General features: G+C 63.9%; 28 protein-coding genes and 2 pseudogenes. 15 read left to right on the top strand and 15 right to left on the bottom strand.

Going from position 1 to position 24,942, the window contains the following annotated elements; all coding sequences use genetic code 11:
- Window positions 1-166: 166 nt before the first annotated feature.
- Window positions 167-1,057 carry a serine hydrolase domain-containing protein gene (locus QX071_RS25795; protein WP_315705411.1) on the bottom strand — a complete coding sequence of 297 codons (891 nt, stop codon included), beginning with the start codon at window positions 1,055-1,057 and terminating at the stop codon, window positions 167-169.
- 120 nt (window positions 1,058-1,177) lie between these two features.
- Window positions 1,178-1,321: a hypothetical protein gene (locus QX071_RS25790; protein ID WP_315705412.1), complete on the bottom strand. Its 144-nt coding sequence runs from the start codon at window positions 1,319-1,321 to the stop codon at window positions 1,178-1,180.
- Between the two features lie 40 nt (window positions 1,322-1,361).
- Here QX071_RS25790 and QX071_RS25785 point away from each other — a divergent pair, with 40 nt between their 5' ends.
- Entirely contained in the window at window positions 1,362-2,054 is a 693-nt protein-coding gene (locus tag QX071_RS25785; RefSeq protein ID WP_315705413.1) for an alpha/beta hydrolase family protein, read from the top strand.
- A 22-nt stretch (window positions 2,055-2,076) separates the two neighbouring features.
- Here QX071_RS25785 and QX071_RS25780 read toward each other — a convergent pair whose 3' ends face one another.
- Window positions 2,077-2,955 carry a LysR family transcriptional regulator gene (locus tag QX071_RS25780; RefSeq protein ID WP_315705414.1) on the bottom strand — a complete coding sequence of 293 codons (879 nt, stop codon included), beginning with the start codon at window positions 2,953-2,955 and terminating at the stop codon, window positions 2,077-2,079.
- A 102-nt stretch (window positions 2,956-3,057) separates the two neighbouring features.
- Between QX071_RS25780 and QX071_RS25775 the strand changes: the two genes are divergently transcribed.
- Window positions 3,058-3,525, top strand: a complete 468-nt coding sequence (locus tag QX071_RS25775) for a DUF4260 domain-containing protein (protein ID WP_315705415.1) — start codon at window positions 3,058-3,060, stop codon at window positions 3,523-3,525.
- Between the two features lie 46 nt (window positions 3,526-3,571).
- On the opposite strand, the gene QX071_RS25770 is transcribed toward QX071_RS25775, so the two are convergent.
- Window positions 3,572-4,150, bottom strand: coding sequence for an AAA family ATPase (locus QX071_RS25770; protein WP_315705482.1), 579 nt, complete (start codon window positions 4,148-4,150; stop codon window positions 3,572-3,574).
- A 168-nt stretch (window positions 4,151-4,318) separates the two neighbouring features.
- Here QX071_RS25770 and QX071_RS25765 point away from each other — a divergent pair, with 168 nt between their 5' ends.
- Window positions 4,319-4,795, top strand: a complete 477-nt coding sequence (locus QX071_RS25765; protein WP_315705416.1) for a GNAT family N-acetyltransferase — start codon at window positions 4,319-4,321, stop codon at window positions 4,793-4,795.
- A 255-nt stretch (window positions 4,796-5,050) separates the two neighbouring features.
- Here the strand turns inward: QX071_RS25765 and QX071_RS25760 are convergent, their stop codons facing one another.
- Both QX071_RS25760 and QX071_RS25755 read right to left on the bottom strand, forming a co-directional pair.
- On the bottom strand, window positions 5,051-5,971 hold the full coding sequence (locus QX071_RS25760; protein WP_315705417.1) for a hypothetical protein: 921 nt from the start codon (window positions 5,969-5,971) through the stop codon (window positions 5,051-5,053).
- Window positions 5,968-7,119 carry an MFS transporter gene (locus QX071_RS25755; RefSeq protein WP_315705418.1) on the bottom strand — a complete coding sequence of 384 codons (1,152 nt, stop codon included), beginning with the start codon at window positions 7,117-7,119 and terminating at the stop codon, window positions 5,968-5,970. The genes QX071_RS25760 and QX071_RS25755 overlap by 4 nt, the downstream gene beginning before the upstream one ends.
- Before the next feature lie 195 nt (window positions 7,120-7,314).
- Between QX071_RS25755 and QX071_RS25750 the strand changes: the two genes are divergently transcribed.
- Entirely contained in the window at window positions 7,315-8,235 is a 921-nt protein-coding gene (locus tag QX071_RS25750; RefSeq protein ID WP_315705419.1) for a LysR family transcriptional regulator, read from the top strand.
- A 47-nt stretch (window positions 8,236-8,282) separates the two neighbouring features.
- Here the strand turns inward: QX071_RS25750 and QX071_RS25745 are convergent, their stop codons facing one another.
- On the bottom strand, window positions 8,283-9,320 hold the full coding sequence (locus QX071_RS25745) for an aldo/keto reductase (RefSeq protein ID WP_315705420.1): 1,038 nt from the start codon (window positions 9,318-9,320) through the stop codon (window positions 8,283-8,285).
- 36 nt (window positions 9,321-9,356) lie between these two features.
- Complete coding sequence (locus tag QX071_RS25740; RefSeq protein WP_315705421.1) at window positions 9,357-10,520, bottom strand: MFS transporter; 1,164 nt, start codon at window positions 10,518-10,520, stop codon at window positions 9,357-9,359.
- 100 nt (window positions 10,521-10,620) lie between these two features.
- Between QX071_RS25740 and QX071_RS25735 the strand changes: the two genes are divergently transcribed.
- From QX071_RS25735 to QX071_RS25720, 4 genes are all read left to right on the top strand, one after another.
- Window positions 10,621-11,526 carry a LysR family transcriptional regulator gene (locus QX071_RS25735; RefSeq protein ID WP_315705422.1) on the top strand — a complete coding sequence of 302 codons (906 nt, stop codon included), beginning with the start codon at window positions 10,621-10,623 and terminating at the stop codon, window positions 11,524-11,526.
- A gap of 92 nt (window positions 11,527-11,618) precedes the next feature.
- Window positions 11,619-11,933 carry a metalloregulator ArsR/SmtB family transcription factor gene (locus tag QX071_RS25730; protein WP_315705423.1) on the top strand — a complete coding sequence of 105 codons (315 nt, stop codon included), beginning with the start codon at window positions 11,619-11,621 and terminating at the stop codon, window positions 11,931-11,933.
- Window positions 11,930-12,289 (top strand): hypothetical protein, encoded by a 360-nt coding sequence (locus tag QX071_RS25725; RefSeq protein WP_315705424.1) that lies wholly within the window; start codon window positions 11,930-11,932, stop codon window positions 12,287-12,289. Before QX071_RS25730 ends, QX071_RS25725 begins: the two co-directional genes overlap by 4 nt.
- Window positions 12,290-12,332: 43 nt before the next feature.
- Window positions 12,333-12,965: an ATP-dependent Clp protease proteolytic subunit gene (locus tag QX071_RS25720; protein WP_315705425.1), complete on the top strand. Its 633-nt coding sequence runs from the start codon at window positions 12,333-12,335 to the stop codon at window positions 12,963-12,965.
- Window positions 12,966-13,012: 47 nt separating this feature from the next.
- On the opposite strand, the gene QX071_RS25715 is transcribed toward QX071_RS25720, so the two are convergent.
- Window positions 13,013-13,666: a TetR/AcrR family transcriptional regulator gene (locus QX071_RS25715; RefSeq protein WP_315705426.1), complete on the bottom strand. Its 654-nt coding sequence runs from the start codon at window positions 13,664-13,666 to the stop codon at window positions 13,013-13,015.
- Between QX071_RS25715 and QX071_RS25710 the strand changes: the two genes are divergently transcribed.
- Window positions 13,637-14,917 carry an MFS transporter gene (locus QX071_RS25710; protein WP_315705427.1) on the top strand — a complete coding sequence of 427 codons (1,281 nt, stop codon included), beginning with the start codon at window positions 13,637-13,639 and terminating at the stop codon, window positions 14,915-14,917. The two genes, QX071_RS25715 and QX071_RS25710, sit on opposite strands and share 30 nt — an antisense overlap.
- Here the strand turns inward: QX071_RS25710 and QX071_RS25705 are convergent.
- Complete coding sequence (locus QX071_RS25705; RefSeq protein WP_315705428.1) at window positions 14,910-15,275, bottom strand: MerR family transcriptional regulator; 366 nt, start codon at window positions 15,273-15,275, stop codon at window positions 14,910-14,912. The two genes, QX071_RS25710 and QX071_RS25705, sit on opposite strands and share 8 nt — an antisense overlap.
- A 68-nt stretch (window positions 15,276-15,343) precedes the next feature.
- Here QX071_RS25705 and QX071_RS25700 point away from each other — a divergent pair, with 68 nt between their 5' ends.
- On the top strand, window positions 15,344-15,721 hold the full coding sequence (locus tag QX071_RS25700; protein ID WP_315705429.1) for an EthD domain-containing protein: 378 nt from the start codon (window positions 15,344-15,346) through the stop codon (window positions 15,719-15,721).
- An 80-nt stretch (window positions 15,722-15,801) separates the two neighbouring features.
- On the opposite strand, the pseudogene QX071_RS25695 reads toward QX071_RS25700, so the two are convergent.
- Window positions 15,802-16,431, bottom strand: a pseudogene (locus QX071_RS25695) (transcriptional regulator); the annotation flags it as partial.
- A gap of 4 nt (window positions 16,432-16,435) precedes the next feature.
- Here QX071_RS25695 and QX071_RS25690 point away from each other — a divergent pair.
- Window positions 16,436-16,912 (top strand): annotated as a pseudogene (locus QX071_RS25690) (NuoB/complex I 20 kDa subunit family protein); the annotation flags it as partial.
- 50 nt (window positions 16,913-16,962) lie between these two features.
- Here the strand turns inward: QX071_RS25690 and QX071_RS25685 are convergent.
- On the bottom strand, window positions 16,963-17,814 hold the full coding sequence (locus QX071_RS25685) for a LysR family transcriptional regulator (RefSeq protein ID WP_315705430.1): 852 nt from the start codon (window positions 17,812-17,814) through the stop codon (window positions 16,963-16,965).
- Window positions 17,815-18,005: 191 nt separating this feature from the next.
- Between QX071_RS25685 and QX071_RS25680 the strand changes: the two genes are divergently transcribed.
- Window positions 18,006-19,526, top strand: a complete 1,521-nt coding sequence (locus tag QX071_RS25680) for an MFS transporter (protein WP_315705431.1) — start codon at window positions 18,006-18,008, stop codon at window positions 19,524-19,526.
- Window positions 19,527-19,565: 39 nt separating this feature from the next.
- On the opposite strand, the gene QX071_RS25675 is transcribed toward QX071_RS25680, so the two are convergent.
- Window positions 19,566-20,444, bottom strand: a complete 879-nt coding sequence (locus QX071_RS25675) for a LysR family transcriptional regulator (RefSeq protein WP_315705432.1) — start codon at window positions 20,442-20,444, stop codon at window positions 19,566-19,568.
- 100 nt (window positions 20,445-20,544) lie between these two features.
- Between QX071_RS25675 and gstA the strand changes: the two genes are divergently transcribed.
- Together gstA and QX071_RS25665 are read left to right on the top strand one after the other, a co-directional pair.
- The gene (gene gstA, locus QX071_RS25670) at window positions 20,545-21,162 is read left to right on the top strand and encodes a glutathione transferase GstA (protein WP_315705483.1); all 618 of its coding nucleotides are present in this window, start codon (window positions 20,545-20,547) and stop codon (window positions 21,160-21,162) included.
- A gap of 293 nt (window positions 21,163-21,455) precedes the next feature.
- On the top strand, window positions 21,456-21,842 hold the full coding sequence (locus QX071_RS25665) for an SgcJ/EcaC family oxidoreductase (protein ID WP_315705433.1): 387 nt from the start codon (window positions 21,456-21,458) through the stop codon (window positions 21,840-21,842).
- A gap of 108 nt (window positions 21,843-21,950) precedes the next feature.
- Here the strand turns inward: QX071_RS25665 and QX071_RS25660 are convergent, their stop codons facing one another.
- The gene (locus QX071_RS25660) at window positions 21,951-22,418 is read right to left on the bottom strand and encodes a carboxymuconolactone decarboxylase family protein (protein ID WP_315705484.1); all 468 of its coding nucleotides are present in this window, start codon (window positions 22,416-22,418) and stop codon (window positions 21,951-21,953) included.
- Window positions 22,419-22,521: 103 nt separating this feature from the next.
- Between QX071_RS25660 and QX071_RS25655 the strand changes: the two genes are divergently transcribed.
- Window positions 22,522-23,007 carry an Rrf2 family transcriptional regulator gene (locus QX071_RS25655; protein WP_315732805.1) on the top strand — a complete coding sequence of 162 codons (486 nt, stop codon included), beginning with the start codon at window positions 22,522-22,524 and terminating at the stop codon, window positions 23,005-23,007.
- 971 nt (window positions 23,008-23,978) lie between these two features.
- Here QX071_RS25655 and QX071_RS25650 read toward each other — a convergent pair.
- Entirely contained in the window at window positions 23,979-24,701 is a 723-nt protein-coding gene (locus QX071_RS25650) for a Crp/Fnr family transcriptional regulator (RefSeq protein ID WP_315705435.1), read from the bottom strand.
- Window positions 24,702-24,942: the final 241 nt, after the last annotated feature.

The raw sequence follows: 24,942 nt of genomic DNA, 5'->3' as shown, positions 1-24,942 counted from the left end.
CGCCTTTGTCCCTGGGGCGGATGCTGACTCGGACCGGAACGGAGGGCAATTGCCCATATCCATCGCGTCCAAATCGCCTGTGGCGCCACTCCGTCGCAGGATGGTTCACATGTCTCGGCGTCTCGGTCAGCAAGCGGGGCGCTTCGAGATCGTCACCAACGCCGCGCTAACGACAGTCCGCCGCGTAGATTGCGCGGCTGAGATCGGCGGAGAAGCGGCCACCGTTCGACATACCCTCGAGCGCGGTGTTGGTGAAGGCGACAAGTGTCAGGCGTTTGGCGGGATCGACGAACCAGCTGTGGCCATAGGCGCCGCCCCAACGCCATGTGCCGGGCGTCTCGGCCACGCCCGCCGCTCGCGGCTCGCGCAGCACCGAGAATCCGAGGCCGTAGCCCCAGCCCGGCGAGCCTTCGATTTCGAGCTCCGTGATGTGGTCGTGCGCCATTTCCGCCGCACATTCGGCTGGCATCAGCGCTCCGCTGCCCTGGCGCAGGGTTTCAAGGAGGTCCATCGTATCCCGCGCACTCCCGACCTTGCCGGCGCCGCCGGACGGAAAAGCCGTTGCGTCGAAGGCGCGCGACGGGTCCATTCGGATGCCGGGAAGACCAGGAAGGAACGGCACCAAGTCCGGTTCGCGCATGCGACGCGGGCGCGGGCAATCGTCGGCATAAGCTGTGGCGAGCCGGGCGGTATCGGCAACCGAAAAGCCGGTGTCCTTGAGCGCGAGCGGGTCGGTCACGAGCCGGCGCACGGCTTGCGGAAGAGCCAATGCCGTCGCGGCTTCGATCAGCGCGCCCGTGACGTCGAGGCCGAGCGAATAGGAGCGGCGCGTTCCCGGACGAAACAGGAGCGGCACATCGGTGAGCCGGCGCAGATTTTCCGCAAGTGTCATGCCGGCCCGATCCATGCCATCCGAGACGCCAGCCCGATGCAGCGGGCCGTTCTCTGGCTCCAGGAAACCGTAGCCAAGGCCAGCGGTGTGCGTGAGGAGGTGGCGCAGAATCCATTGTTTCTGCTTCCTTGTCGATTGTCCCGCCGAGAGCGTACCAAGCGCCATGCCTGTCGGAAATCCATACAGTATCGATGCCCGGCGGTCGACGTGACGCTTCCGCCCGGAATTTGGAGAAGACTTCCAATATGCGATCGGCCAGAACGCGGCGGCCGTCGGGCGGAGCCCTCAACGATTATCCGCACGAGGTTTGGTCATGCGCATCAGCAGGATTGCGGTGAGAACGGCCGTCGCGAGGTTGTCGAGCATGGCGCGGACAAAGGCGGCGGCGTAAAGGCCAGCCTGTTCGGCACCAACCGACGCATTCGCCAAGACCGAGCTGAACAGGTGCTAAGGCACAGGAGAGCGGAGAATGAGGACCTTCGTTCTGGTTCACGGTGCCTGGCACGGCGGATGGTGCTGGCAGCGCGTCGTGCCTCTGCTCGAGCGGGCGGGGCATGTGGTCTCGGCGCCGACGCTGGCTGGGCTCGCCGAGCGGGCGCCGCTACTCTCACGCGACATCACCCTCGAAACGCATGTCGCCGAGATCGTCGACCATGTTCTCAATCTCGGACGCACGAACGTCACGCTGGTCGGCCATTCCTACGGTGGCTTTCCGGCGACAGCTGCCGCGTATCGCCTGAGCGACCTCGTCTTCCATCTTGTGCTGCTCGATGCCTTCTTGCCGGACGATGGAGAAATCCTGCTCGACCATGCACCGCATCTGATCGAGTCCTATCGCGCTTCCGCCATGGCAGATCCTGGCTGGCATATTCCACCCTTGCCGGCAGCCGTCTTCGGGATCAGGAAAGAGGATCAGCCGTGGGTCGATAGCCTCCTGACGCCGCAACCGGTCGGCAGCTATTTCGAGCCCGCCATGATGCGCGGAACGCTTCCCATAGCCCGCAAGACCTATATCCGCTGCACTCAGGCGAACGGCGATCTTCTTGAAAAATCTGTATCTCGGGTACGGGAAAGGGACGGCTGGCGCTATCTCGAGCTTGACGCGAGCCATGATGCGATGATCACGCACGCGCAATTGCTGGCTGACGCACTGATGTCCTAATTGGCCAGGTCGTGCATGACGCTCATGCCGACCGGATATAGCCCTTTAGCTCGGCGTGCAGCGCCGCTATGGCGCTCTGCACGCGGGTCGAGGATCTGAGGTCGGGGTGCGTGACCAGCCAGACCTCCATTCTGTGGTCGAGCTTGGGAAGCACGCGGACGAGCGTGGGCTCTCGCGCGGCGAGCGGCACCTGCATGACGCCGACGCCCAAGCCAGCGCGCAGGGCTGCGATCTGCGCCACATCGCTGTCGGTCGCCAGAACGAGGCTCTGGTGCAGGCGCGTCTGGTCGATCTTCAGCGCATCCGCCAAGGTGCGGCGACGGTCCTGACCGATGAAGTTCGGCGCAGCGAGCAGTTGCTCGAATGAGGAGGGCGCGCCGTGCTCGGCGAGCCAGTTTCGATGGGCATAGAGGCCCACCTTGATCGTGCCGACACGCCGGGCGACGAGGCTGCCCTGCCGGGGCCGCACCATGCGCACGGCGAGGTCGGCGTCCCGCCGAAGGATATCCGTCTCGCTGTCCGACAGGATCAGTTCGAACGTCAGACCCGGGTGAAGGGCGCGGATGCGCGCCAGCATCGACGGCAGTACCTCGGTGCCCATGACCTCGCTCGCGGATATGCGCACCGTGCCGTCCGCGCTGCCCGCGCGCTCGCTCGCGAGGCGCGCAATGGCGCCGATCGAGGCTTCGATCCGGCTGACTTCCGGCACCATCCGTTCGGCAAGCCCGGTCAGGATCAGACCGCGGGTCGAGCGCGTGAACAGCCGGCTGCCGAGTTGTTGCTCGAGTTCTTCCAGATGGCGGCGCGCCGTCGGATGCGTGATGCCGAGCGTCCGCGCCGCCGCCGACAGGCTGCCGCTCCGGGCAATCTCCAGGAAGGTACGGTAAAGGCCCCAGTCCATGTCAGCCTGATAAAATTTCGTACAGCTAATGAACCAAATCAATCAATTTCGTTCAAGAGGGGGACGGGGGATGGTGCGGCCATCACCACCAAAGGCGCTCCAATGTCCCGACAGACTCTGACCAACCCGTCCCCCGATATGGTCGGCTCCGCTCACCCCGACGTCGCGGTGCGGACGCCGACCGGGAGCGTCCTGGTGCTGCTGCGTCTTGAGAATCTCGCGCTGGCGATTTCGGCCGTGCTGGCTTTTCGCGCGCTCGGCGGAGGATGGGGACTGTTTGCCGTTCTGTTCCTGCTGCCCGATCTCGCCATGCTCGGCTATCTCGCGGGATCATCGATGGGCGCACGCTGCTATAATCTCGTCCACACCTATGTCGCGCCTGCCTTGCTTGCCGCCGTGGTGACTGCCTTGGCCTCCGCCCTGGGGCGGATGACGGATCACACACTGTGGCTGGAGGTCGCGCTGATCTGGTGCGCCCATATCGGCGTCGACCGGGCGCTCGGCTTCGGGCTGAAATATCCGAGCAGCTTTTCCGACACCCATCTCGGTCGACTCGGTCGGCCCGGCTGAGCGCGCCCAGGGGCTTGGCTTGTCCACTTTGGATGCCACCCGCTCGTTATCGATCCGGATTGATGAGATCACCGCTGAGTGACGCCAGCACGAAGTCAGCGCGCTCTGACGTCGACATCTTCGGCAGCTCGATCACGTCGTATCCCAAAGCCGGAACGACCTCCATCAGGCGATGATACTCCGCTCTCGCTGCATCGAGGCCGTGCTTACGGTCGGCGTCGGTCGTATAGATTTCCGGCCAGGGCGGAGCCATGAACACGCGATGGTGATAACGATGCTGCATGCAAAGGGGACGCAGGGTCGGCTCGCCGTTCAGCGCCTCCAGCGCAGAAGCTGCATCCACAAGACCGCGATCGAAAAACACCCATCCGTCATGAGAGCTCATCGCGATCCTGTCGGCCAACGCTATGTCGATCGCGCGTCGCAGAAACGCGGCCAGATCCACCCAAGGGAGACTCTTTCCCTCGCTCGCCATTTCCTCGGCTATGATGCGACGGCCGGGCTCCTCGACCACGGCATGACCGCGCGCGCTCAGTTCAGCCAACAGCGTCGATTTTCCACCACCCGAACAGCCGGAGATCAATACGAGGCGATTGTTCAAATAGATCTCCTTGTTGCGCTTCATCGCGGCGACGACTGGCGAAAAGCGAAACGGCCCCATTTCAAGCATGGACAGAGCAAGCCTGCCGTCATAGGCGATGGAGCATGAATTCTTGGGTGGGCAATGGAAGCTTCTGCGCGAGCCGACGGCATCGTATCGCTTGTTCCCGTCACTTCGGGAAATCTACACGAGGTGAACGCCATTTTCGATGAGCTTACTGCTTATTCTCAACGTGTCGATGGCGTTTCGAGACGCAATGATGCGGCCGACACATTCATGACGGCGGTTCCGCCGGGGCATGCGCTCAAGGACAAGCATGCATTCGTGGCAAAGCGTGGAGGCGCGGCGCTCGGGCTTCTGGATATGATCGATGGCTACCCGTCATCTGGAACGGTGTTCATCGGCCTCCTTGCTGTCCGAGAAAGCGCGCAGGGCTCAGGGATCGGCCGAGCCCTGTATCGAGAGGCGGAGCGGTTCGCCCGCGATAATCTCGGGGCCCGAAACATGCGGCTCGCGGTGGTCGAAACCAACCCGGTCATCGGCTTCTGGACGAAGATGGGCTTCCATCCAACCGGAGAGGTCAAGCCTTTCAGCGGCGAAGCCAATACCTCGCGGGCCATCCTGATGGAGAAGGAATTCGGCCCAACCGTCTCGTCGTCAGCCTTGTAAGTTGTCCGATTCATTCAGAGAGTATAGGCGCCGACTGGCACTCCGCAGCATTTGAGGCACGCGTCAAACCCGATCAGCCACAGCCGAGATTTGGATGATATCGGTATGCGTCCGCCGAACGGACGCGTTTCTGAGCCTGCCGTGCAGCATCCTGCGTGACGGCGTTCGTGTCTTTCACTTGCTTGATCGATCGGTTCGTTGCCTTTCACTGTTCGCTTCAAAAAGATGATCCCCTGCGGCGCCGCGTGCGCGTCGTCACCTGCCGGTCGCTTGTTCGGCCGCGAGTTGATCGACCACGGTGAAGACCGCGCCGGTCCAGTATTCACCGGCTGCGACGTCGGAGATGGAGCGTTCGGCCGCGACGATCGCGGCGTGGCCGCCGAACAGAAGGAAGCTCTCCACATCCTTCAGCGAGGCGAAGGCCAGCACCGTCACGCCGTCGATGCGGCTGGTGGCCGGATGGAAGAAGGGCAGGCCCGCCGTCTCAGGGCCGATGGCGTGGAGCTGGACGTAGCGCTTGACCAGACGACGGGTGTCGGATTGCGCGATCACCGCCGGCGCAAGTTCATCGAGCCAGCGGCGCTGGAATGTTTCGCGGTCGAGCTCATCGCGGCGGCGATGCGTCTTCACCAAAACGATGGCGTCATCGCCGGTCGCGTTGGGAAGGATCACGTGCTGGCGTGCAAGGAGGGGGGCGAGGTCGCGGAAGATCGCTCGATCCTCCGGGAGAATTTTGCGCCGGACGCGCTCCGAGCCGAGCATTGCGCCGAGATCATCGAGGTTCGCGAAGGTGAGATAGGCGACGCCGTCCCATGGCGGGCGGCGATAGGGTTCGACATGGCCGATGATGGTATCGAAGAGTTGGCCATTGTCATCGAGCGGCGGCCGGTATGGCGGCGGGCTCAAGCTGGTCGGTCCCGGCGCCAGACGGTGGATCTGGTCGTACCGGAGCAGTCGCTCGATGGTCTTTTGGTCCGCGGCGTCGTCGGGGTGCAGGAAGCGCACGCCATGCACCTTGCGCCAATACTCGCCCCAGCTCTCGAAATTGAGGTTCGGATCAGGCTCGAAGGCGTCGGCGTCGACGGCATGGCCGTCCGCGCGGCTGCGCTGATCGGGCGGCGTGGAATCGGCGCGCGAGAGGAACGAGAACAACACCGTCAATGGCGCGGCGGTCATGGGGCGGTCTCCTTGGAGAGAAGGGGAATGGCGGGCGGAAGCAGCGAGCGCAGCAGCGCCAGGAGGCCGGCGGCCGCGCCGGTGAGGCAGACACCGCTCCAGCCGGCGATGCTCCAGGCCCATCCGCCGGCGGCCGCGCCGAGGGACATGCCGATCATGGCGGCGGTCATCAGGAGTCCGTTCAGCCGGCTGCGCGCGGCGGGATCGATCGAGGTGACGATGGTCTGATGCGAGACCAGCCCCGCCATGACACCGAGATCGAACAGCACGGCGCCGGCGATCAACGCGGCCATCGACCGTGGCTCGATGAGCATCAGTGCAAAAGCCGTGGCGACCAGCAGGCATCCGGCGCGGATCGCGGCCATCGGGCCCCGACGATCGGCGAGGCCACCGAACAGCGGCGCGCCGAAAGCCCCGGCCGCGCCGGCCAGTCCAAAGGCGCCGGCCACGCTCGCGCCGAGGCTAAAGGGCGGCTCGGCCAGCATCAGCGCAAGCGTCGACCAGAACGCGCCGAGCGTGGATGCCAGCAGCGCCTGGGTCGCAAGCGCCTTGCGCAAGACGCTCTGGCGGACGACCAGCGTCAGCAGGCTGGCGAGCAGGCTGCCATACGTCCCGCTGACCATCGCCGGTTGGTGCGGCAGGACGCGCCAGACGGCGAGGCCGACCAGCGCGACCAGGACGGCTGCGATCTCGTAGATCGCCTGCCAACCGAGGAGATCGCCGATGGCACCGCCGACGGTGCGCGACAGCAGGATGCCGCAGAGCAGGCCAGTGGTCACGAGGCCGATCGTGCGTCCGCGTGTCTCCGCACTGGCAAGATGTGCTGACACGGGGATGAAGTCCTGGCCGACGCTGCCGAGCACGCCAAGCGCGACGCTCGCGGCAATGAGAACGGCAAGGTGCGAAGCCGCAGCGGTCGTCAACAGCGCCAGCACGAGCAGGACGGATTTGGCGAGGATGAGCCGCTTGCGATCGACCAGATCGCCGAGCGGGGCCAACAGCGCCATTCCCGCCGCATAGCCTGCCTGAGATATTGCCGGGATGAGACTTGCCTGTTCGGGCGCAAGGCCGAACGCAGCCTGAACCTCCGGGACGATCGGCTGGATGAAGTAGACATTGGCAACCCCGACGCCGGCGCCGATGGCCATCAGCCAGATGAGAGCGGGCGTGATTGTTTGCCCTGGCTCCTTGCGTCTTTCGCTTCGGGCCGGCTCTGGCATGGCAATAACGCTCTCTCTCCGGGCGGTCAGTCGCGTCCGGGACAGCTCTATTGACGATCCGGATGGAGAAAAACTGGGCGATATGGCAATCTCAGTTGACCAGATTTCGTCAATTGAGCTGCGATGATCTCGACCGAGCATTTCAAGGGCATCACGGCATTCGTGCAGGCCGCCGACGCCGGCGGCTTCACGCTGGCGGCCGAAAGGCTCGGCCTTTCCAAATCCGGGATTGCCAAGAGCGTGGCGCGGCTCGAGGAGCGGCTTGGTGTCCGGTTGTTCAACCGGACGACGCGACGTTTCGCCCTGACGGTCGAAGGCCAGGCCTTCTACGAGACCTGTGTACGCGTGCTGGCCGAGCTGGACGACGCGCAGGCGGCCATGACCGCCCATCGCCTGCGACCGCGCGGGCGCCTGCGTGTCGATCTGCCGGTCGTGTTCGGTCGGCGCTGGGTCGTGCCCGTTCTCATCGACATCGGGGCGCGCTATCCTGAACTTTCACTCGAAGTCTCGCTCACCGATCGCAGGATCGATCCCTTTGAGGAGGGCATCGATCTGGTGATCCGCATCGGCGATCTTGAAGACAGCGCGACGCTCGTCGCAAGGCGGCTCGGCGTCCAGCAATCCGTGCTCTGCGCGAGCCCTGCTTATCTGGAGGCGCACGGAGGTCCGGCGTCGCTCGACGATCTCGAGGCGCATTCCTGTATCGTCTTCGGCCGAGGCGGGCAGACCTTGCCGTGGTGGTTCCTGAACGGAAGGGGCGAGCCGTTGGCGAAGACGGTCGCCGGACGGCTCTCGTTCAATCATAGCGATGCGATCTGCGACGCCGCTCTGGCGGGCCAGGGCATTGCGCTGCTTTCGACCTGGCTGATTGCCGACCATCTCCGGGAGGGTCGACTGGTCCACGTGCTTCCGGAGACCGCGACCCGCGGCTTTCCGATTCATGCGCTTTGGCCTCACACACGCCAGATGAGCCCGAAAGTCCGCGTCGTCGTCGATGAACTGGTCGAGCGCTTCCTGCCAGAGCCGCCCTGGGATCGCCTCTGAGAGTCTCGCCAGTATTGCAGTTCGAAAGATGATGGCTTCTGCCTCCGTCAGCCGACGATTGGCGGATTGAGGCGGGCGAAGCCCTCCTGCGTCCGATAAGGGAAATAGGGATACGGCGGCATGACCGCGCTCGCCACATCGAGCCGAGCGATTTGATCGGGCGACAGCTTCCAGCCCACGGCGCCCAGATTCTGTCGGAGCTGGGCTTCGTTGCGTGCGCCGATGATGATCGATGAAACCGTCGGGCGCTGGATCAGCCAATTGAGTGCAATCTGCGGCACGGCCTTGCCGGTCTCTCCGGCCAATTCATCGAGAACTTCAATGACGCGATAGAGGCGCTCGTCATCGACCGGCGGCCCGAAGCGAGCCGTTTCGTGCAGCCGGCTTTCCGGCGGCAGTGGCGTGCCGCGCCTGATCTTGCCCGTAAGCCGACCCCAGCCGAGCGGACTCCAGACCAGCGCACCCAGTCCCTGATCGGTGCCGAGTGGCATCAGGTCCCATTCATAGTCGCGGCCGACCAGCGAGTAATAGACCTGATGGGCGACATAACGCGGCCAGCCTTGGGCGTCGGCCAAGGCCAGCGACTTCATGATTTGCCAGCCCGGGAAATTCGAGACGCCGACATAGCGGATCTTGCCCGCGCGAACGAGCGCGTCGAGCGTCGCCAGCACCTCCGCCAGCGGCGTGGCGGCGTCGAAGGCATGGAGTTGCAGCAGGTCGATATAATCCGTGCCGAGCCGCTTCAGCGCATCGTCGACCGAACGAACCAGACGGAGCCGCGACGTACCGGCATCGTTGGGCCCGTCGCCCATGGGCAAGCCGGTCTTGGTGGAAATCAGCACGGCGTCGCGTCGCCCTTTGATTGCCGCCCCGAGCACTTCTTCGGACGCGCCATTGGAATAGACATCAGCCGTGTCGAACAGGTTGACACCGGCCTCGAGGCAGATATCGACGAGGCGGCGCGCTTCTGCGGCATCGCTCGTGCCCCAATTGCTGAACAATGGTCCGGTGCCCGCAAACGTGCCCGTGCCGAAGCTCAGAACCGGGACCTTGAGCCCGGAGTGACCGAGGGCGCGATAGTCCATGGCGATTCCTTTCATCGATTGCGGATGTGAGCGACTTCAGCAGGTCACGCGCTTGGCGGAGCGTTCGCCGCTCACCGCGACCCAGGCGATGACGATTGCGACGAGCGGAAACAGCGACGCCCATAGCGGCACGGCGGAAAGATTGCCTTGGTCGATGACGACACCACCCGCCCAGGCGCCCATGGCATTGCCGAGATTGAAGGCGGCGATGTTGAACGAGGAGGCGAGGCTCTGGCCCGCGCCTTTGGCCTTCGACAACACCCACATCTGCAACGGCGCCACCGTTGCGAATGCCGCGGCGCCCAACAGGCCGGTGAGGGCAACGGCGGCAGCGGGCGAACGCAGGCCCGGCGCCATCAGCACCAGCACGGCGCCGAGTGCCGCGAGAGTCGCGAAGACAGTCGGAACGAGGCTGCGGTCCGCCAGCCGGCCGCCGACGAGATTGCCGATGACGAGTCCGCCGCCGAACACCAGGAGGATCGGCGACACCGCGTTCTCGGAGAATCCGCTGATCCGCGTCAGCATCGGCGCGATATAGGTGAAGACCGCGAAGACGCCGGCGTAGCCGAGGACGGTTGTCGCAAGCCCTAGGAGCACGGGCAGGCGCAGAATGGCGGCGAGATCCGCGCGCCAGTCGCCCGCATCCGCAGGCCGCTTATCCTTGGGCACAAGCAGGGCGATGATCGCGAAGGCCTCCAGCCCGACCAGCGCCACGGCCCAGAACGTCGCGCGCCAACCGAGATGCTGGCCGATCCAGGTGCCGAGCGGCACGCCGAGGATGGTGGCGATGGTCAGGCCGGTGAACATCACGGCTATGGCGGAGGCCTTGCGATCTTCTGATACGAGGCCGGTCGCCACGACCGATCCGACGCCGAAGAAGGTGCCGTGCGCGAACGCAGTCAGGACGCGCGCCGCCATGAGGACACCGTAGCTCGGCGCGAGGGCGCAAGCCGCGTTGCCGACAACGAAGATCGCCATCAGGGCGAGCAGCACGGTCTTGCGCGGCCAGCGAGCCGTGACAACGGTCAGCACCGGGGCGCCGACGACGACACCGAGCGCATAGCCGGAGATGAGCAGGCCGGCCGCGGCGATCGTGACGCCGAAATCGGCGCTGACCTCCAACAGCAGTCCCATGATGACGAATTCGGTGACGCCGATGCCGAAGGCTCCGGCCGTGAGGGCATAAAGAGCCAACGGCATGATCTGTCCTGCGATGGTGAATGTCGAAGCAGGACATAGATGTTGGACGCGTCATGATATAGAATGCCGAAAGGCATATCATTTGTGAATTGAACGACCAGTGGCGCGCTCAGAAGTCAATCGCTCCGGTGAAATGGAGGTGTTCGTCCGGGTGGTCGAACAGGGCGGCTTCTCGGCCGCCGCGCGTGCCTGCCGCATGACGCCATCGGCGGTGAGCAAGCTCGTCGCGCGGCTGGAGACGCGGCTCGGCGCGCGCCTCGTCAACCGCTCCACGCGTGCCTTCCAGCTCACGCCGGAAGGCTGCGCCTTCTATGAGCGGGCGAGCCGTATCTTGGCTGATATCGAGGACGCCGAGCGGAGCGCGGGCGCGGGAGAGCAGCCGGTCGGCCGCATCCGTCTCAACACCAGCGCGTCCTATGCCGCCTACATCCTCGCGCCCATCCTGCCGGCATTCCTGGAGCGCTATCCGGACGTGACGCTCGATCTCGTCGAGACCGATCTGGTTGTCGACCTCCTGGCGGAGCGGACGGACGTGGCGGTCCGCGCCGGTCCGCTGAAGAGCTCGCGCCTGGTCGCCCGCAAGCTCGGCGACACCGCGATGATGATCGTCGGCACTCCCACCTATCTCGGGCGTTTCGGCGAGCCGAAGACGATCGAGGATCTCGACGCACACAACCGTCTTGGCTTCGGCTATGTCCGCAGCGTCGACGGCTGGCCGTTGCGGAAGAACGGCGAAACGATCGTCGTGCCCGTTGTGGGGCGCGTGCAGGCCAGCGATGGTGAAGCCTTGCATCGGTTGGTCCTCGGCGGCAGCGGGCTGGCCCGTCTTGCCGCTTTCACCGTGCGCGACGACATCGCGGCCGGCCGGCTCGTGCCCGTGCTGGAGCATCTCAACCCCGGCGACCGCGAAATCTTCCACGCCATCCATATCGGCCAGGGCGGGCCGCTGCCCTCGCGCGTCCGGGCGCTGCTCGATTTCCTCGCGGAGCGGGGCAGGGTCTCGTAGATCGGCTCTTGTCGGGTCTCGCAATCGCCGACGCTCTTCGGGCCTGCAGATCATCACTTGCCAATGACATAAGTGTATGCTTATGTATTGGCATGATCGAGAACGACATCTTCCGCGCTCTGGCCGATCCGACCCGCCGCGCGATCTTCGAGAAGCTGGCTGCCGGCAGCATGAACGCCAGCGCGTTGCGCGAAGGGATTGAGATCAGCCAGCCGGCCATGTCTCAGCATCTCTCGGTTCTTCGCAATGCCAGGCTCGTCAGGGAACAGCGCCAGGGGCGTTTCGTGAACTATGAAGTCGATCCCGACGGACTGTCTCTCATCGCGCAATGGCTGGCGAAATATCGCGCCTACTGGCCCGCACGCATCGAAGCTCTCAAGGTCTTGCTGAAGGATATGGACCAATGACCCACGGAATGGCCGACGAGCGGACGAGTGGCATTGAGCTCGAGTATCAGCTCGACGCGCCAACGGAAAAGGTGTGGCGCGCGATCAGCCTCGCGGAATTTCGTGAGAACTGGTTGCCCCGAGAGGCACTCGCCGATCCCGAGGCGACCTCGGTGACGCCAGGCGAGGAAGTCAGTTATCGGATGCGCGACGACGCGCCGCCGTTTCTGGAAAGCACGGTGACATTTCGGATCGCCCCGAACGGGAACGGCGGAACGTGCCTGCGCATCATCCATGAACTCGATCACGCCCGGCGCGAGCGGATGACAAGGGCGGCAGCAAACAACAACAGCCCGATGCTCATGCTCGCCGCCTGAACCGGCGAGCTTCCCGACACATTCCAAAAAGCGGAGTTCGCCGATGCGCGAAGCGATGCAACTCGTCCCCATGGTCGTCGAGCAGTCCAGCAGAGGGGAGCGGTCGTTCGACATCTATTCGCGTCTGCTGCGCGAACGGATCATCTTCCTGAATGGGGAGGTGAATGACACCGTCTCCGCTCTGGTCTGCGCCCAGTTGTTGTTCCTGGAAGCCGAAAATCCCAAGAGGCCGATCAACCTCTATATCAATTCGCCGGGCGGCGTCGTGACCAGCGGCTTCGCGATGTATGACACCATGCGTTACATCCGCGCGCCCGTGCACACGCTCTGCATGGGGACGGCCCGTTCGATGGGATCATTTCTCCTGATGGCCGGCGAGCCCGGCGAGCGCGCGGCCCTGCCCAACGCCAGCATCCTGATCCACCAGCCGTCGGGCGGCTTCCAGGGACAGGCGTCGGACATCCTCATCCATGCCGAAGAAACCGAAAAGACGAAGCGCCGCATGACACGGCTCTATTCGGAGCACTGCAAGCGCTCCTACGAAGAGTTCGAGCGTGCGATGGATCGCGACTGCTTCATGACGGCCGAAGAAGCCCTGGCGTGGGGCCTCATCGATCGCATACTGGAGTTTCGGGCCGACGAGCCGGGCGCATCCGGCTCTGCGTGGACGCCGTAGCGGGACCACGATCATGCCTCGTCTTGCAGGCAGAGCGCCGGTTCAGGTCATTTCAAAACGGCGAGCGCCGGCTCGATCAAGGCTTGTAGCTCCGCCCGCGTCGCGCCATCCCGCGCCTGGAAGGAGATGGCCTGCAGAATGCCGTGATAGAATGCTGCGAGCTGCGCGACATCCGTATCCATCGGCAGCTCTCCTTCGTGCAGACCCCGTTCGAGGCGGGTCGCGATCAACTTGACCGTCTTGCGGCGAGCGCGCAACAGATGCTTGCGCGCCGCCCGGTTGTCCGGCAGGCAATTGACGACACCGAGGATCAGCAGACATCCTCCTGGCTTGGTGGATAGGGCGACGTCGATGCTGCCCGCCAGCATGGATCGAATACCGCCGCGGACGGTGGCTGCGTCTTCGAGCGCTCGCATGGGCACCGAACCCACTGTTGCGACGTAGAGATCAACGGCTTCTCGAAACGCCATCTCCTTGGTGCCGAAGGCTGCATAGAAGCTTGGCGGCGTTATGCCGATCGCGGCGGTCAGGTCCGTGAGTTGTGCCCCATCGTAGCCCTTGATCCAAAACACCTCCATCGCCCTTTCGAGGGCGAGATCGCGATCGAAGCTGCGGGGACGGCCACGCGGTGCCATCAAATTCCTTTCTGTAGTGACATTTATATAAATCAATTGACCCTCTCGGGCAAGCACGATAGCCATTTCCATAATTATGACTATAGAAATGGATGCCGAGCCGTGAACGGGGTGAGAGATCGTAATCCAGATTCGAGCCGGGATCGTTTGCCGGAACCTGCGGGAATGCCACTGGTCGTCTATCTCCTCGGGCTGACGATCTTCGCGCTCACTACCTCGGAGTTCATGGTTGCAGGTATGTCGCCGGCCCTGTCGGCGGCTTTTGCCGCTTCTGTGGCCGAGATCGGCTATCTGGTCTCGCTCTATGCGCTCAGTATGGCAATCGGCGGTCCGCTCGTGATAGCGTTGCTGCTCCGCCTCAAGGCGCCGAACAAGCCGGCACTTCTGCTTCTGCTCGGTCTCTATGTCGCGGGCGGGGTCGTCGCGGCGCTCGCACCGGATTACGGCGTCATGGCAATCGCGCGGATCGTGACCGGTGCGGCCAGTTCCGCCTGCTTCGGCGTGGCACTGGCGATTGCCGCGGAGTTGGTCGCCCCTCAGGCGCGAGGCCGCGCTGCATCCATCGTGCTGGGCGGGCTCATGCTCGCGCCCGTGCTCGGTCTGCCCGCGACTACGGCGATCGAGCAGGGGCTCGGATGGCGGGCGAGCTTTTGGAGCATCGCGGTCCTCGCCATGTTGTCGACCGTCCTTGTCGCCGCCTTCGTGCCGGACTTGAAGAGCCGCGCGGAAGTTGGTCTCAGCGTGGAGCTCGACGCGTTGAGGAAGACACGCCTATGGGCGGCCTATACGACGAGCGGCCTGATCATCGGCGCGACCTTCGCCGCTTTCAGCTACGCCGTACCGCTCTTCATCGACAAAGCGAGACTCTCACCGGCAACCATGCCGGTGCTGCTGGCAGCCTACGGCGGAGCGAACGTCTTCGGCAATCTTGTCGTTGGGCGTTTCGCTGACCGGTATACGATCCCGATCCTGTTCGGTGGATTGATTGCGCTCGCGCTGGCCCTTCTTGTCTTCGCCGTCTTTGCCACCAACAGCTACGTCGCTGTCCTGGCGTTTCTGGCTGTTGGCGTTGCCGGGGTGCCGATGAATCCTGCGATGGTCGCTCGTGTGATGCGGATCGCGCATCCGGGTCCACTGGTGAACACAGTCCATACTTCGGCCATCACCGCCGGCCTCGCCTTCGGCGCATGGGCGGGGGGCGTCGGGATCGATGCAGGCTATGGCCTCACCGCGCCGCTATGGGTCGGCCTTGCGCTCGCCCTGTTGGGTCTGTTGAGCCTTGCTCCCTCGCGCATGATCGACGGACGCATCAAGTGAGATCTGTGACGGAACGTTGACGTGGCGCAATCATCGATGCGAGCAGCTTCCGGCTCTCGCTCAATTCTACGATCTGGCGGTCCAGTTCGCCAATTTTCTCAGCGATTTTGTCCCTGAGAGTTTGGCAAGGTTCTCTGCCTTCTTCGGGCAAGGCGCAAGGCAATAGCTGGCCGATTGTCTTGAGCTTGAAACCTGCGCCATTCAGCACAACGATCCGCCTGACCTTCGAAACATCGTTCTCCGAATAGTCGCGATAGCCGGCTGCCGTCCGTCCTGGGCGCAGCAGACCTTCGCTCTCGTAGTAGCGCAGCATTCGCTCGCTCACGTCGGCTCTGGATGCGAGTTGCCCGATCTTCATGACTCCTCCTTGACTCTGACAGTACTGTCAAGGTGTAGCGTGCCGGTCACCAGAGAGGAAGGTGTCCGATGTTGAAACTGATCGGCTGTGTGAAGCGTCGCCCGGAACTGAGCCGCGAGGAGTTCGATCGCCACTGGCGCGTGAACCACGCGGCGCTCATCCGCCAATATCAGGGTGTGCTCGGCATCCGGCGCTATGTGCAAACCATCCCCTTGGACAATCCCGCGGCGCAATCGGCCATCCAAAGCGGGCGGGAGACAGAGCCGGTTGATTTCGACGGTTGCGCCGAATTGTGGTGGGACGATTTGGTGTCGCATCTTGCAGCAAGGAAGACGCCGGAAGGGACGAAAGCGCTGCATTTGTTGATCGAGGATGAAAAGCGTTTCGTCGACCTTAGCCGCTCCCAATTTTGGTACGCAACGGAGCGTCTCATCGTGCCGCAGTGACGGGCTTGGTGTTGTGGCGGCGGGGATTGCGTTGCTCGACCGAGCCCTGACGGTTGCGCGAACCGCGGAGCCAGGCAGATTCACGAACGGTCGACCGCCTTGATCAAGCGCGCGAGCTTGGTCGCGGTCTGTTCGTCCTTGAGCGGCGTATAGACGACGAGCTTCATGTCCGGTTGGTCGGTGACGGCGAGGCTCGTGTACTCGAAGACCATCCGCTTGGCCTTGGGATGATCGATGCGCTTCAGGCCGCCGATTGGTCTCAACACTTCGTGCTTCGGCCACCAGGCGCGAAACTCGGCGCTCTTGTCGCTGAGGATCGCGATCAGCCGTTCGAAATCCGGATCGCCTGCGTAACGCACGCTGTCGGCCCGGAACATGGCGAGCGAGGCCGGCGCCAGCGTCTCCCAATCGACGACCTTCCGGCGATGGTCCGGATTGGCGAAGACCATGTGCATGATGTTGCGTTCGTCGCCCGCAAGCCGCCCGTAGTCGCCGAAGACGGCGACGGCGGCCCGGTTCCAGGCAAGGATATCCCAGCGGCGGCCCAGCACATAGGCTGGTTGAGCAGCCATGCTTTCGAGCATGCGCAGAATTGGTTCGGGAACGACTTCCGATCCTGAGCGGCGGATTTCGGGGGCGGGTCGATCGCTGAGGAGAAAGAGGTGCTGTCGTTCGGCCGGATCGAGCTTCAGCGCCTTGGGGGCGTTGTTGTTTGAAGTCAATAGCGAGCTTGCCGACAAGGGTTTTTTCGTCACGTCGGCGGATGAGATGATCAAATGGGCACGAACGGGTTCGATCTATTGGGTGACCTTCGGGCTTGCTTGCTGTGCAATCGAGATGATGCAGGTCATGATGCCGCGCTACGATCTTGAGCGGTTCGGTTGTTTCCCGCGCGCTTCGCCCCGGCAAAGCGATCTGATGATCGTCGCCGGCACGCTTACGAACAAGATGGCGCCAGCACTGCGCAAGGTCTACGACCAGATGCCCGAACCGCGCTATGTGATCTCGATGGGCTCATGCGCCAATGGCGGCGGCTACTATCATTATTCGTACTCCGTGGTGCGGGGCTGCGACCGTATTGTGCCCATCGACATCCACGTGCCCGGTTGTCCGCCGACGGCGGAAGCGCTGCTCTATGGGGTGATGCTGCTCCAGAAAAAGATTCGGCGTGCCGGCACGATCGAGCGTTGAGTGTTCGCCTGCCGAATTCACACCGCACCGGCGCTGCAATCCGGCTTCTGCTATGCGCGGCCTGCGTCGAACGCGGCGGCCAGCGTACGCAGTGCGGCGCGCGATTTGGGGTCGGTAAGCGTCGAGTGCAGCACGATCTCGGACGAAGGAAGGCGCGGCAGCTTCAAGCGCTCGCCGACTTCGACGGTACCGGGCGGGGCAAGGCGCCAGGAGAAGACAGCCATGGCGAGCCCGGCGGAGACGGCCGCCGTGACCGCCGAGGAGCCGCCGCCGAGAAACACTTCGGTCCAGGCGATGCCGGCTTCGTCCAGGGCGCGGGTCGCGACATCGCGCACGCCACACGACGGCGACAGCGCCGCAAGCCGCAGCGGCTCGCCCTGCCGATGCTCGAAATTCGGCGTGGCGAACCAGCCGAAATGCTCCGGCCCGAGCACCTTGCCGTCACGCCGGTCGTCTTCGCGCCGGATGATGCAGGCGTCCAGCTCTCCGCGGTCGAAGGCATCGAGAAGCGTGCGCGAATTTTCGAGACGGACCTCGATGCGCAGCCCTGGATCATGCGCGTTGAGTTGCGCCAGCAGCGTCGGAAGCTCGGGACCTGCGACATGCGCGGCAATGCCGAGCCCGAAACGGCGCGGAGACGTGGCCGACAGCGCCGACAGCGCGGCTTCATGCGCGGCAAGGAAGTCGCGAGCCCGAGCGAGGAATGCGGCGCCTTGTGCCGATAGGCGGACGTGGCGCGGGGTGCGCTCGATCAGCCGTTGGCCGATGCGCTCTTCCAGACGCCGCAATTTGACGCTGATCGCGCCCTGCGTGGTGCCCAGGGATTCCGCCGCTCGCGTGAAGCTCTGAAGGTCGGCAATCGCCACGAAGGCCTGGACGGAATCGACATCGAGGGAGGTCATCTCCATCATCCGATTTTGTTGTTTCTGAAATATCCAGCCATATCATTTTTATATCGTCAAGCTTCGCCTACGATCCGGCCCATCAACAACAGTTCACTCGCAGGACTGCCCCGACACTCCGGCCTCTGTCGCCGCGCGTGATCGGCAGTTCATGGCGCGCCGAATAGTCGCGGCGCTGAAAGGCCTGATCGATGACCTATGCCTCGTCTCGGCGAGACAACCTTGCCTTGGCCACCGTTTGCCTCTCGTCCATGATGTTCGGGCTCGAGATATCGAGTGTTCCGGCCATCCTGCCGACGCTGGAGAAAGTCTTCCGCGCCGATTTTCAGCAGCTCCAGTGGACGATGAATGCGTACACCATCGCCGTGGCGACGGTGCTGATGGCGGCCGGCACTCTGGCCGATCGATACGGCCGCAAGCGTCTGCTCGTCCTGACCATTGTTGTCTTCGGCGCGACCTCGCTGCTCTGTGGCGTTGCGCCCGACATGACGGTTTTCATCGTCGGCCGGGCGCTGCAGGGGGCGAGCGGCGGCGCAATGCTGATCTGCCAGGTCGCGGTGCTGTCGGAGCAGTTCAATGGGGCCAAGGAGCGCGCCTGGGCTTTTGGATGGTGGGGCATCGTGTTCGGCTCGGGTCTCGGCTTCGGACCGGTGATCGGAAGCGGGATTGCGGCGCTGATGGGCTGGGCCTGGGTGTTCCTGCTTCACGGCCTGCTCGCCGCGCTGACGGCCGCTCTGGCGCTGGCCGGAGTTCGGGAATCGAAGGATCCGGACGCCCAGCGCCTCGATCTCGCCGGCATCGTGACCCTGTCAGTCGCCGTCTTCTGCCTGGCTTACTTCATCACCGAGGGAGGAGAACTCGGTTTCACCAGCCCGATGGCACTCGCAATCATCGGCACCGCCGGCGTGAGCCTGATCGCATTCATCGTCGCCGAGCGCATCACGCCGCATCCGATGTTCGATTTCTCGGTATTCCGGGTCCGGCCCTTTTCCGGAGCCCTGTTCGGATCGATGGGCATGAACTTCAGCTTCTGGCCGTTCATGATCTATCTGCCGATCTGGTTTCAGGCGGGGCTCGGACTGGATGGCCTGACGGCCGGCCTTGCGCTGCTCGCCTACACCTTGCCGACGCTGGTGGTGCCGCCCTTTGCCGAACGCCTTTCGCTTCGTCACGGCCCGGGCATCGTCATCCCCGCAGGGCTGTTCGCGATCGGGCTCGGCTTTCTCATCATGCGGATCGGAACAGGTGGTGGTGTGGCGGCCTTGCCGATCACGCTGATCGGCGCGCTGGCGGCCGGAATCGGTCTCGGCGCGACCAACACGCCCGTCACCAACACGACCACCGGATCGGTGTCGAGCGACAGGGCCGGCATGGCCTCAGGGATCGATATGAGCGCGCGGATGATCTCGCTCGCCATCAACATCGCGCTGATGGGCTTCGTGCTGGTCGATGGTGTCCTCTACAGCCTGAAAGGCGCCGCATCGGGCTCGTTCGAGGCAGCACAGCTCCGGCACCTTGCCGAACAGATTGCCGCCGGGACTGCGGCCGGTCTTCACGATGCAGTCCCGGGCTTGCCGGATGCGATCAGCCGTACCGCGATGGCTGCGGGCTTCGGCGATGTGATGCTCTACGGCGCCATCGGCGTCTGGGTGCTGGCCGCACTCAGCTTCCTGACCTTCGGAAGGAGGAGGGAGGTCTATGATCCGGTATGAAGCTGGAGACCATACAAGGGCCCGGCAATCCGGCTTCTACTATGCGCGTGCCGTCTCACTCATGCGACGACAGACTTCGACGAACAAGCTGCTTGCCCGCGACAGCGGCCGGGCCGGCGATGCGACGAGACCGAAATCGCGGTGCAGGGCTGGAACGAGCTTGCCGATCCGCAGGCCTTGCCGTCGTTCCGGCAGGGTCGATTCCGGCACCAGGCTGACGCCGGCGCCCTCGCGCACCAGCGCAATCGCACTCGCCCAGTCGCGCACCTCGATCCGCACATCCTTGAGCGACAGGCCGGCCGCCGCGGCGAGCGAGCGGGCGTTGGTATGGCACCCGCCGGTGGCGAGGACGAACGGCGCGGCGGCCAGCTCGGCGAGCGACAACGACGATCGTCGCGCCAAGGGATGGGCCGCCGGCAGAATCGGGATCCATGCGTCCCGCCCGAGCGGAACGGCATTCCTGTCTGGAGACGGATTGAGAACGACGCCGAGATCGACCGCCCCCGTCGCCAACCAGCTTTCCACTTCGGTATCATCGGTTTCGAGCGATACCAATTCGATGCCGGGATGGAGCGCGCGGAAGCGCCGAAGCAGCGGCGGAAGCACAGTCGCGAAGACGCTGGGAAATCCGGCCAGGCGTATGGCGCCGCTGTCCTCATCGGTCAGGGCCATCGCCTCCTTTTCGATCGCTTCCAGATGGCTGAGCGCGGCGCGCGCGTGCTCGAGTGTGCGCTCTCCGAAGGCGGTCAATTCAACGCCCCGCGGCCGGCGGACGAGGAGTTTGACGCCGAGACTTTCTTCCAGCGCGGCAAGCGCCTGGCTCATCCCCGATTGGGTGACGCCCAGCCTGTCGGCGGCCGCTGTGAAGCTGCCGGCTTCGGCGACGGCGATCAGGCTCTGGAGCTGGGTCAGATTCATAGTAGCTCTGCTTATACCAGAAAAATATCCGAGTAATTTTCATTATTCCATAGTGGCTGCCAAAAGGGGGCCGATGCATCCGCTCAACGAGGCCCACACGATGAAGCTCTATTTCGCGCCCGACACCTGCTCGCTCTCGCCGCACATCGTGCTCCAGGAGCTCGGCTTGCCTTACGATCTCGTGCGCGTGAACAACCGGACAAAACGCACCGCGGAAGGAGGGGACTTCCTCGCCATCAATCCGAAGGGCTATGTCGCGGCGCTCGAACTCGATACCGGCGAGGTGCTGACCGAAGGACCGGCCATCGTCCAATATCTGGCGGATTTGAAGCCAAAGGCGGGACTTGCGCCGGCTGCCGGCACGCTGGCGCGGGTTCGGCTCCAGGAATGGCTCAACTTCATCACCAGCGAAATCCACGCCGGATCGAGCCCGTTGTTCAACCGGGTGTTGCCCGAGGAGGTGCAGGCGATCTTCCGGCAGCGGCTGTTCCGTCGCTTCGATTTGATCGAGGCGGACCTCGCGTCACGAGACTATCTGATGGGGGAGCGCTTCACGGTCGCCGATGCCTATCTCTTCACGGTGCTTGGCTGGATGCAGGGCTTTTCGATCGATCTCGCGTCTTGGCCGGCGATCGCAGGCTACATGCAGCGGATCGGCGCGCGGGCATCCGTCCGGGAAGCGATCGCGCGGGAAGCTCGTATTGCGCCGGTCGAATGACCAGCGCATCACCCGGTTTCGAAGTTGCATCATGTCGCGGCGCATTCGTTCGCGAATTTCGGAATCGAAGCGCCCGAATCCGTATCCGCCTTGGAATCTGACGCGGGCAGAGGATTGAGTTGCCGGCGTTGTCATGTTAGTGGGAGAAAATGGACAGCCGTTGTGCACCCTATCTGTCGATTATTCCCACCAATCACTGATTGGTGGGTGCGCGCTTCATTTGTCCTTTGCAAGCAACCCGCCCTAGAGGCGGGTTTTCTGTATTCCGTCTCCGGGCAATTAAGGAGACGACGATGTCAGATCATCCACTGAAGCAACTGATCAAGGCCGCCGACAAGGCTATCACGGCAAAGGACTTCGACAGCTTGATGGAGTTCTATGCCGATGATGCGACGCTGGTCGTGAAGCCCGGCCTGAATGCTTCAGGCAAGGATCAGATACGGAAAGCATTCGTGGCCATTGCTGCCCATTTCAAGAACCAATTGAAGGTCAGGCAGGGCCGGATGGAGGTCATCGAAGGCGCGGATACCGCCCTCGTCATCATGGAGACTCTCCTCGATACGGGAGACGGGAATGAGCCGATCGTTCGGCGCGCAACTTATATCTTCCGCAAGTCGGAGACTGGCGGGTGGCTGTGTGCCGTAGACAACTCATATGGCACATCGATACTTGACGCCTGAAGGCTCGGGCGCGGGCGTTGCGCCGAAGGTCGACGTCAATGGCGTCACGTCGGCGCGAGCATGAATTCTACCCTCTGACATCGATGTCAGGGGGGGAAGGCCGTCCGATCAATGTGAACCTGCTCGGGCCCCAGTGCCAACCGGATGCTGCGTCCGGGAGCTGACGGCAATGCGGTTCCAGACATTGATGGTTCCGATGGCGATCGTCAGCTTGGCAATGTCGGTTTCCGGGAAGACCGCGCGAACGGCTTCATAGGCGGCGTCGGGAATGCCCGACTGTGCGGCCAGGGTCACGCTCTCGGTCCATTCGAGCACCGCCCGGTCGCGCGTGTCGAAGAACGGCGACTCGCGCCAGACGGCGACCAGATGCAACAGTTGCGAATCCATCCCGTCGGCCAGGGCGTCCTTTACATGAAGATCGACGCAATAGGCGCAGCCGTTGATCTGGGAGGCGCGGAGCTTGAGAAGGTGCAAAGCGCGCTTGTCGAGCCCGGACTTGCTCACGGCGCCGTCGAGCGCGCGGACGGCCTGATAGAGATCGGGTGTCAATGCTGCGATGTTCATTCTGGGATGCATGGAAGCCTCCGGCGCGGGAAGGGGTTGGCGATGAATCATAGATAATATATATCCATGATTAGAGCGCGATCCAAGCGCGTTTTGGGAGGTGGCGATGCGGCGCATGAGCGACGGCGTGGAGGCGGCGCTGCACTGTGCCCTGGTGCTGGCCGGATTGCCGGAAGGGAAGGTGCTACCGGGCAAGAGCCTCGCCGAGTTGCACGGTGTTTCGGAAACCTATCTTCTCAAGCACTTGCGGGCGCTCACCGCCGCCGCGGTCATCGATGCCCTGCCGGGCCCGCGCGGCGGCTATCGGCTGGCGCGCGATCCCAAGCGCATCACCTTGCTCGACATCGTCGAAGCGATCGATGGGCGCGAGCCTGCCTTCGTCTGTCGGGAGATCCGGCGACGCGGTCCCGGCAAGGCGAAGGACCCCTGCGTCTACAAGGCGGACTGCTTCATCAAGACCCGGATGATCGCGGCCGAGGAGGCGTGGCGGGGTGCCTTGCACCGGCAAACCCTCGCCGATCTCGTCGCCGACGGAAGCCGATTGATCGACGCGCACAACAAGAAGGCGGTGGCGACCTATGTCGAAAAGGCGCAGCGCTGAGCGATGACGATGGCGCCAATGGTGGCGCCGTCAGGTCGATGACGATAGGGCAGGGACGCTGGAGACGGTTAGAAGAATGGGCCAGCGATTGCTGCGCCCTTGCCGGTCAGGGCCATGGGCGTGACATCAAAGCTAGCGGGGACGATTGAATCGGAATAGGGGGACATTTGTCCGAGCCTAGGCTCGCGCGCAATCGCGCGTGTCTGGCCCGTCGGCCTGCGGCCACCTCGATACGTGGCTGCCTGCGCGCAGTGACCTCGACCGAGAGCACGAGGGCGGACCTCCATCCCTTCGAGACGAAGGTTTGCGGCCTTGCCATTGACGTGAATAGCTCGCAGAGGACGAATACGAAGACCGGTCGTCTGCACGACGGGCAATCCGCGTATATGCTCCATACCCGAACGGCCCGTCGTGCCAGTTTGCCGCACGCCGCTCGGCTTGTGTCGTCGGGCAAATCAAGTTCACATTCTCCGGCGTCTCGGCCCGCAAGAGGGGCGCTTCGCGATCGTCACGAACGTTGGGCCTGAGATGCGATGGGCGCGTCGATTTGCAGCGTGATCTTTCTCATGCGGACGAACAAATCGATGCGACGGCGAAGTCGTGTGGTCCTGGCATCCCGGAGCTGATGCCCAGCGCAACGCGCGTAGCGCGTTGTCGCGACACGGGGACAATCAAGCCGGTCCCCGGGGAGATCACGTATAAGCCGCTCAAACTATCGCGCAGGGAAGGCCGGGATGTCTTGGCCGAACCTGTGGTTCCTACCCCGTGCATTCTTTACTGCACGGGGGCCATGGGGGCGGCAAGCTCCCGGCCTTCCCTGCGTCCTCTTCTTCGGCAGAAGAGGGGACAGCCGATCAAAGCTCGGGCGCAAGCCGCCGCGAGATCGCGAGCCCATGCCTGCCACGCTGTTTGACACGTCAAGCGAACAACACTTGTCGCAATCGCGACGATACGCCTCGGACGAACGCAGCCTAGGGCCCGCGCTTGCGGACCTGCATGGCTTCTTCGCCCTCGGCGAAGCCGCGAAGCCTTTGGATGTCGCACAGCACGATCCGCTGCCGGCCACCCTCGACCAGGCCTTCGCCTTCCCAGGCGCTGAGGATGCGGCTGACGGTGTGCAGCGTCGTCCCGGTCATCTCGGCGATGTCCTGACGGCTGATCGGAAAGTCGACCTCGATCCCGTTCTCGACCTTTCGTCCGGCCTGCTTGGCGAGACGGAGCAGGGCGTGCGCCACGCGTTGCTCGACCTGTTCGTTCGAGATCTCCATCACCCGCGCCTGGGTGTCCTGCAGGCGGTTGCCGACTGTCTGCAGCGCGCTCGAGGCAAGGCTCGGATATTTGGCGATCAGCCTTGCCCATGAGGCCGATGGCCAGGCGAGCGCGATGCTGTCCACGGCGGCGACCGCCGTCGCAGGATAGCGCAAGAGACTCATCGCCTGGGCGACGCCGAACAACTCGCCGGCGGAGACGTAACGCACCACGGATTGCTGTCCTTGCGAGGTCGTCTTCTCGACCCGAAGATGCCCGTGCAGCAGCAGGAAGAAGCGCGAGGCCTCCGTCCCCTGGTCGAAGACGGCCGTGCCCTTGGCGTAGCGGATCGAACGCGCTTCGCCCAGCAACTCATCCTGCTCGGCGGGCGAGAGCCCCGCGAACATCGGGAGGTTCGCGACCAGCGAACGGTCGACAGCAGCCATCGGTAGCCTCGTTTCAAATTGCGGTGGAGAGTAGCCGGACCGGGCGCAGGCCTCAATGCCCCCGCCGGCTCTTACCTCGCGGAACTTGCAGGAAGCTTGCGCTGGCGCAACGTTCGGCGTGCGCGACGCGCCTGGATTGGCGGAGTGGTCAACGGCTCGGTAATTTGTGCTCCGACAAAGAGATGCCGGTCGCCACGGCTTACGGTCGCTTATCTACGCTCTACATTCGTGCCGCGCACGA

The organism is Bradyrhizobium sp. SZCCHNS1022 (assembly GCF_032484835.1).
Classification (GTDB): domain Bacteria; phylum Pseudomonadota; class Alphaproteobacteria; order Rhizobiales; family Xanthobacteraceae; genus Bradyrhizobium.
The sequence above is the reverse complement of the archived record's forward strand: the minus strand, read 5'-3'. Positions and strand labels throughout refer to the sequence as shown.

What these genes read in the sequence shown, in the direction of transcription:
- QX071_RS25760 (WP_315705417.1), bottom strand. Translation starts at nt 5,971, where the DNA reads ATGACCGCCGCGCCATTGACGGTGTTGTTCTCGTTCCTCTCGCGCGCC.
- QX071_RS25685 (WP_315705430.1), bottom strand. Translation starts at nt 17,814, where the DNA reads ATGACCTCCCTCGATGTCGATTCCGTCCAGGCCTTCGTGGCGATTGCC.
- QX071_RS25705 (WP_315705428.1), bottom strand. Translation starts at nt 15,275, where the DNA reads ATGAAGATCGGGCAACTCGCATCCAGAGCCGACGTGAGCGAGCGAATG.
- QX071_RS25725 (WP_315705424.1), top strand. Translation starts at nt 11,930, where the DNA reads ATGACCCACGGAATGGCCGACGAGCGGACGAGTGGCATTGAGCTCGAG.
- QX071_RS25780 (WP_315705414.1), bottom strand. Translation starts at nt 2,955, where the DNA reads ATGGACTGGGGCCTTTACCGTACCTTCCTGGAGATTGCCCGGAGCGGC.
- QX071_RS25775 (WP_315705415.1), top strand. Translation starts at nt 3,058, where the DNA reads ATGTCCCGACAGACTCTGACCAACCCGTCCCCCGATATGGTCGGCTCC.
- QX071_RS25660 (WP_315705484.1), bottom strand. Translation starts at nt 22,418, where the DNA reads ATGCATCCCAGAATGAACATCGCAGCATTGACACCCGATCTCTATCAG.
- QX071_RS25755 (WP_315705418.1), bottom strand. Translation starts at nt 7,119, where the DNA reads ATGGCCATCGGCGCCGGCGTCGGGGTTGCCAATGTCTACTTCATCCAG.
- QX071_RS25750 (WP_315705419.1), top strand. Translation starts at nt 7,315, where the DNA reads ATGATCTCGACCGAGCATTTCAAGGGCATCACGGCATTCGTGCAGGCC.
- QX071_RS25665 (WP_315705433.1), top strand. Translation starts at nt 21,456, where the DNA reads ATGTCAGATCATCCACTGAAGCAACTGATCAAGGCCGCCGACAAGGCT.
- QX071_RS25715 (WP_315705426.1), bottom strand. Translation starts at nt 13,666, where the DNA reads ATGGCTATCGTGCTTGCCCGAGAGGGTCAATTGATTTATATAAATGTC.
- QX071_RS25680 (WP_315705431.1), top strand. Translation starts at nt 18,006, where the DNA reads ATGACCTATGCCTCGTCTCGGCGAGACAACCTTGCCTTGGCCACCGTT.
- QX071_RS25720 (WP_315705425.1), top strand. Translation starts at nt 12,333, where the DNA reads ATGCGCGAAGCGATGCAACTCGTCCCCATGGTCGTCGAGCAGTCCAGC.
- QX071_RS25700 (WP_315705429.1), top strand. Translation starts at nt 15,344, where the DNA reads ATGTTGAAACTGATCGGCTGTGTGAAGCGTCGCCCGGAACTGAGCCGC.
- QX071_RS25655 (WP_315732805.1), top strand. Translation starts at nt 22,522, where the DNA reads ATGAGCGACGGCGTGGAGGCGGCGCTGCACTGTGCCCTGGTGCTGGCC.
- QX071_RS25675 (WP_315705432.1), bottom strand. Translation starts at nt 20,444, where the DNA reads ATGAATCTGACCCAGCTCCAGAGCCTGATCGCCGTCGCCGAAGCCGGC.
- QX071_RS25745 (WP_315705420.1), bottom strand. Translation starts at nt 9,320, where the DNA reads ATGGACTATCGCGCCCTCGGTCACTCCGGGCTCAAGGTCCCGGTTCTG.
- QX071_RS25730 (WP_315705423.1), top strand. Translation starts at nt 11,619, where the DNA reads ATGATCGAGAACGACATCTTCCGCGCTCTGGCCGATCCGACCCGCCGC.
- QX071_RS25785 (WP_315705413.1), top strand. Translation starts at nt 1,362, where the DNA reads ATGAGGACCTTCGTTCTGGTTCACGGTGCCTGGCACGGCGGATGGTGC.
- QX071_RS25740 (WP_315705421.1), bottom strand. Translation starts at nt 10,520, where the DNA reads ATGCCGTTGGCTCTTTATGCCCTCACGGCCGGAGCCTTCGGCATCGGC.
- gstA (WP_315705483.1), top strand. Translation starts at nt 20,545, where the DNA reads ATGAAGCTCTATTTCGCGCCCGACACCTGCTCGCTCTCGCCGCACATC.
- QX071_RS25770 (WP_315705482.1), bottom strand. Translation starts at nt 4,150, where the DNA reads ATGAAGCGCAACAAGGAGATCTATTTGAACAATCGCCTCGTATTGATC.
- QX071_RS25795 (WP_315705411.1), bottom strand. Translation starts at nt 1,057, where the DNA reads ATGGCGCTTGGTACGCTCTCGGCGGGACAATCGACAAGGAAGCAGAAA.
- QX071_RS25650 (WP_315705435.1), bottom strand. Translation starts at nt 24,701, where the DNA reads ATGGCTGCTGTCGACCGTTCGCTGGTCGCGAACCTCCCGATGTTCGCG.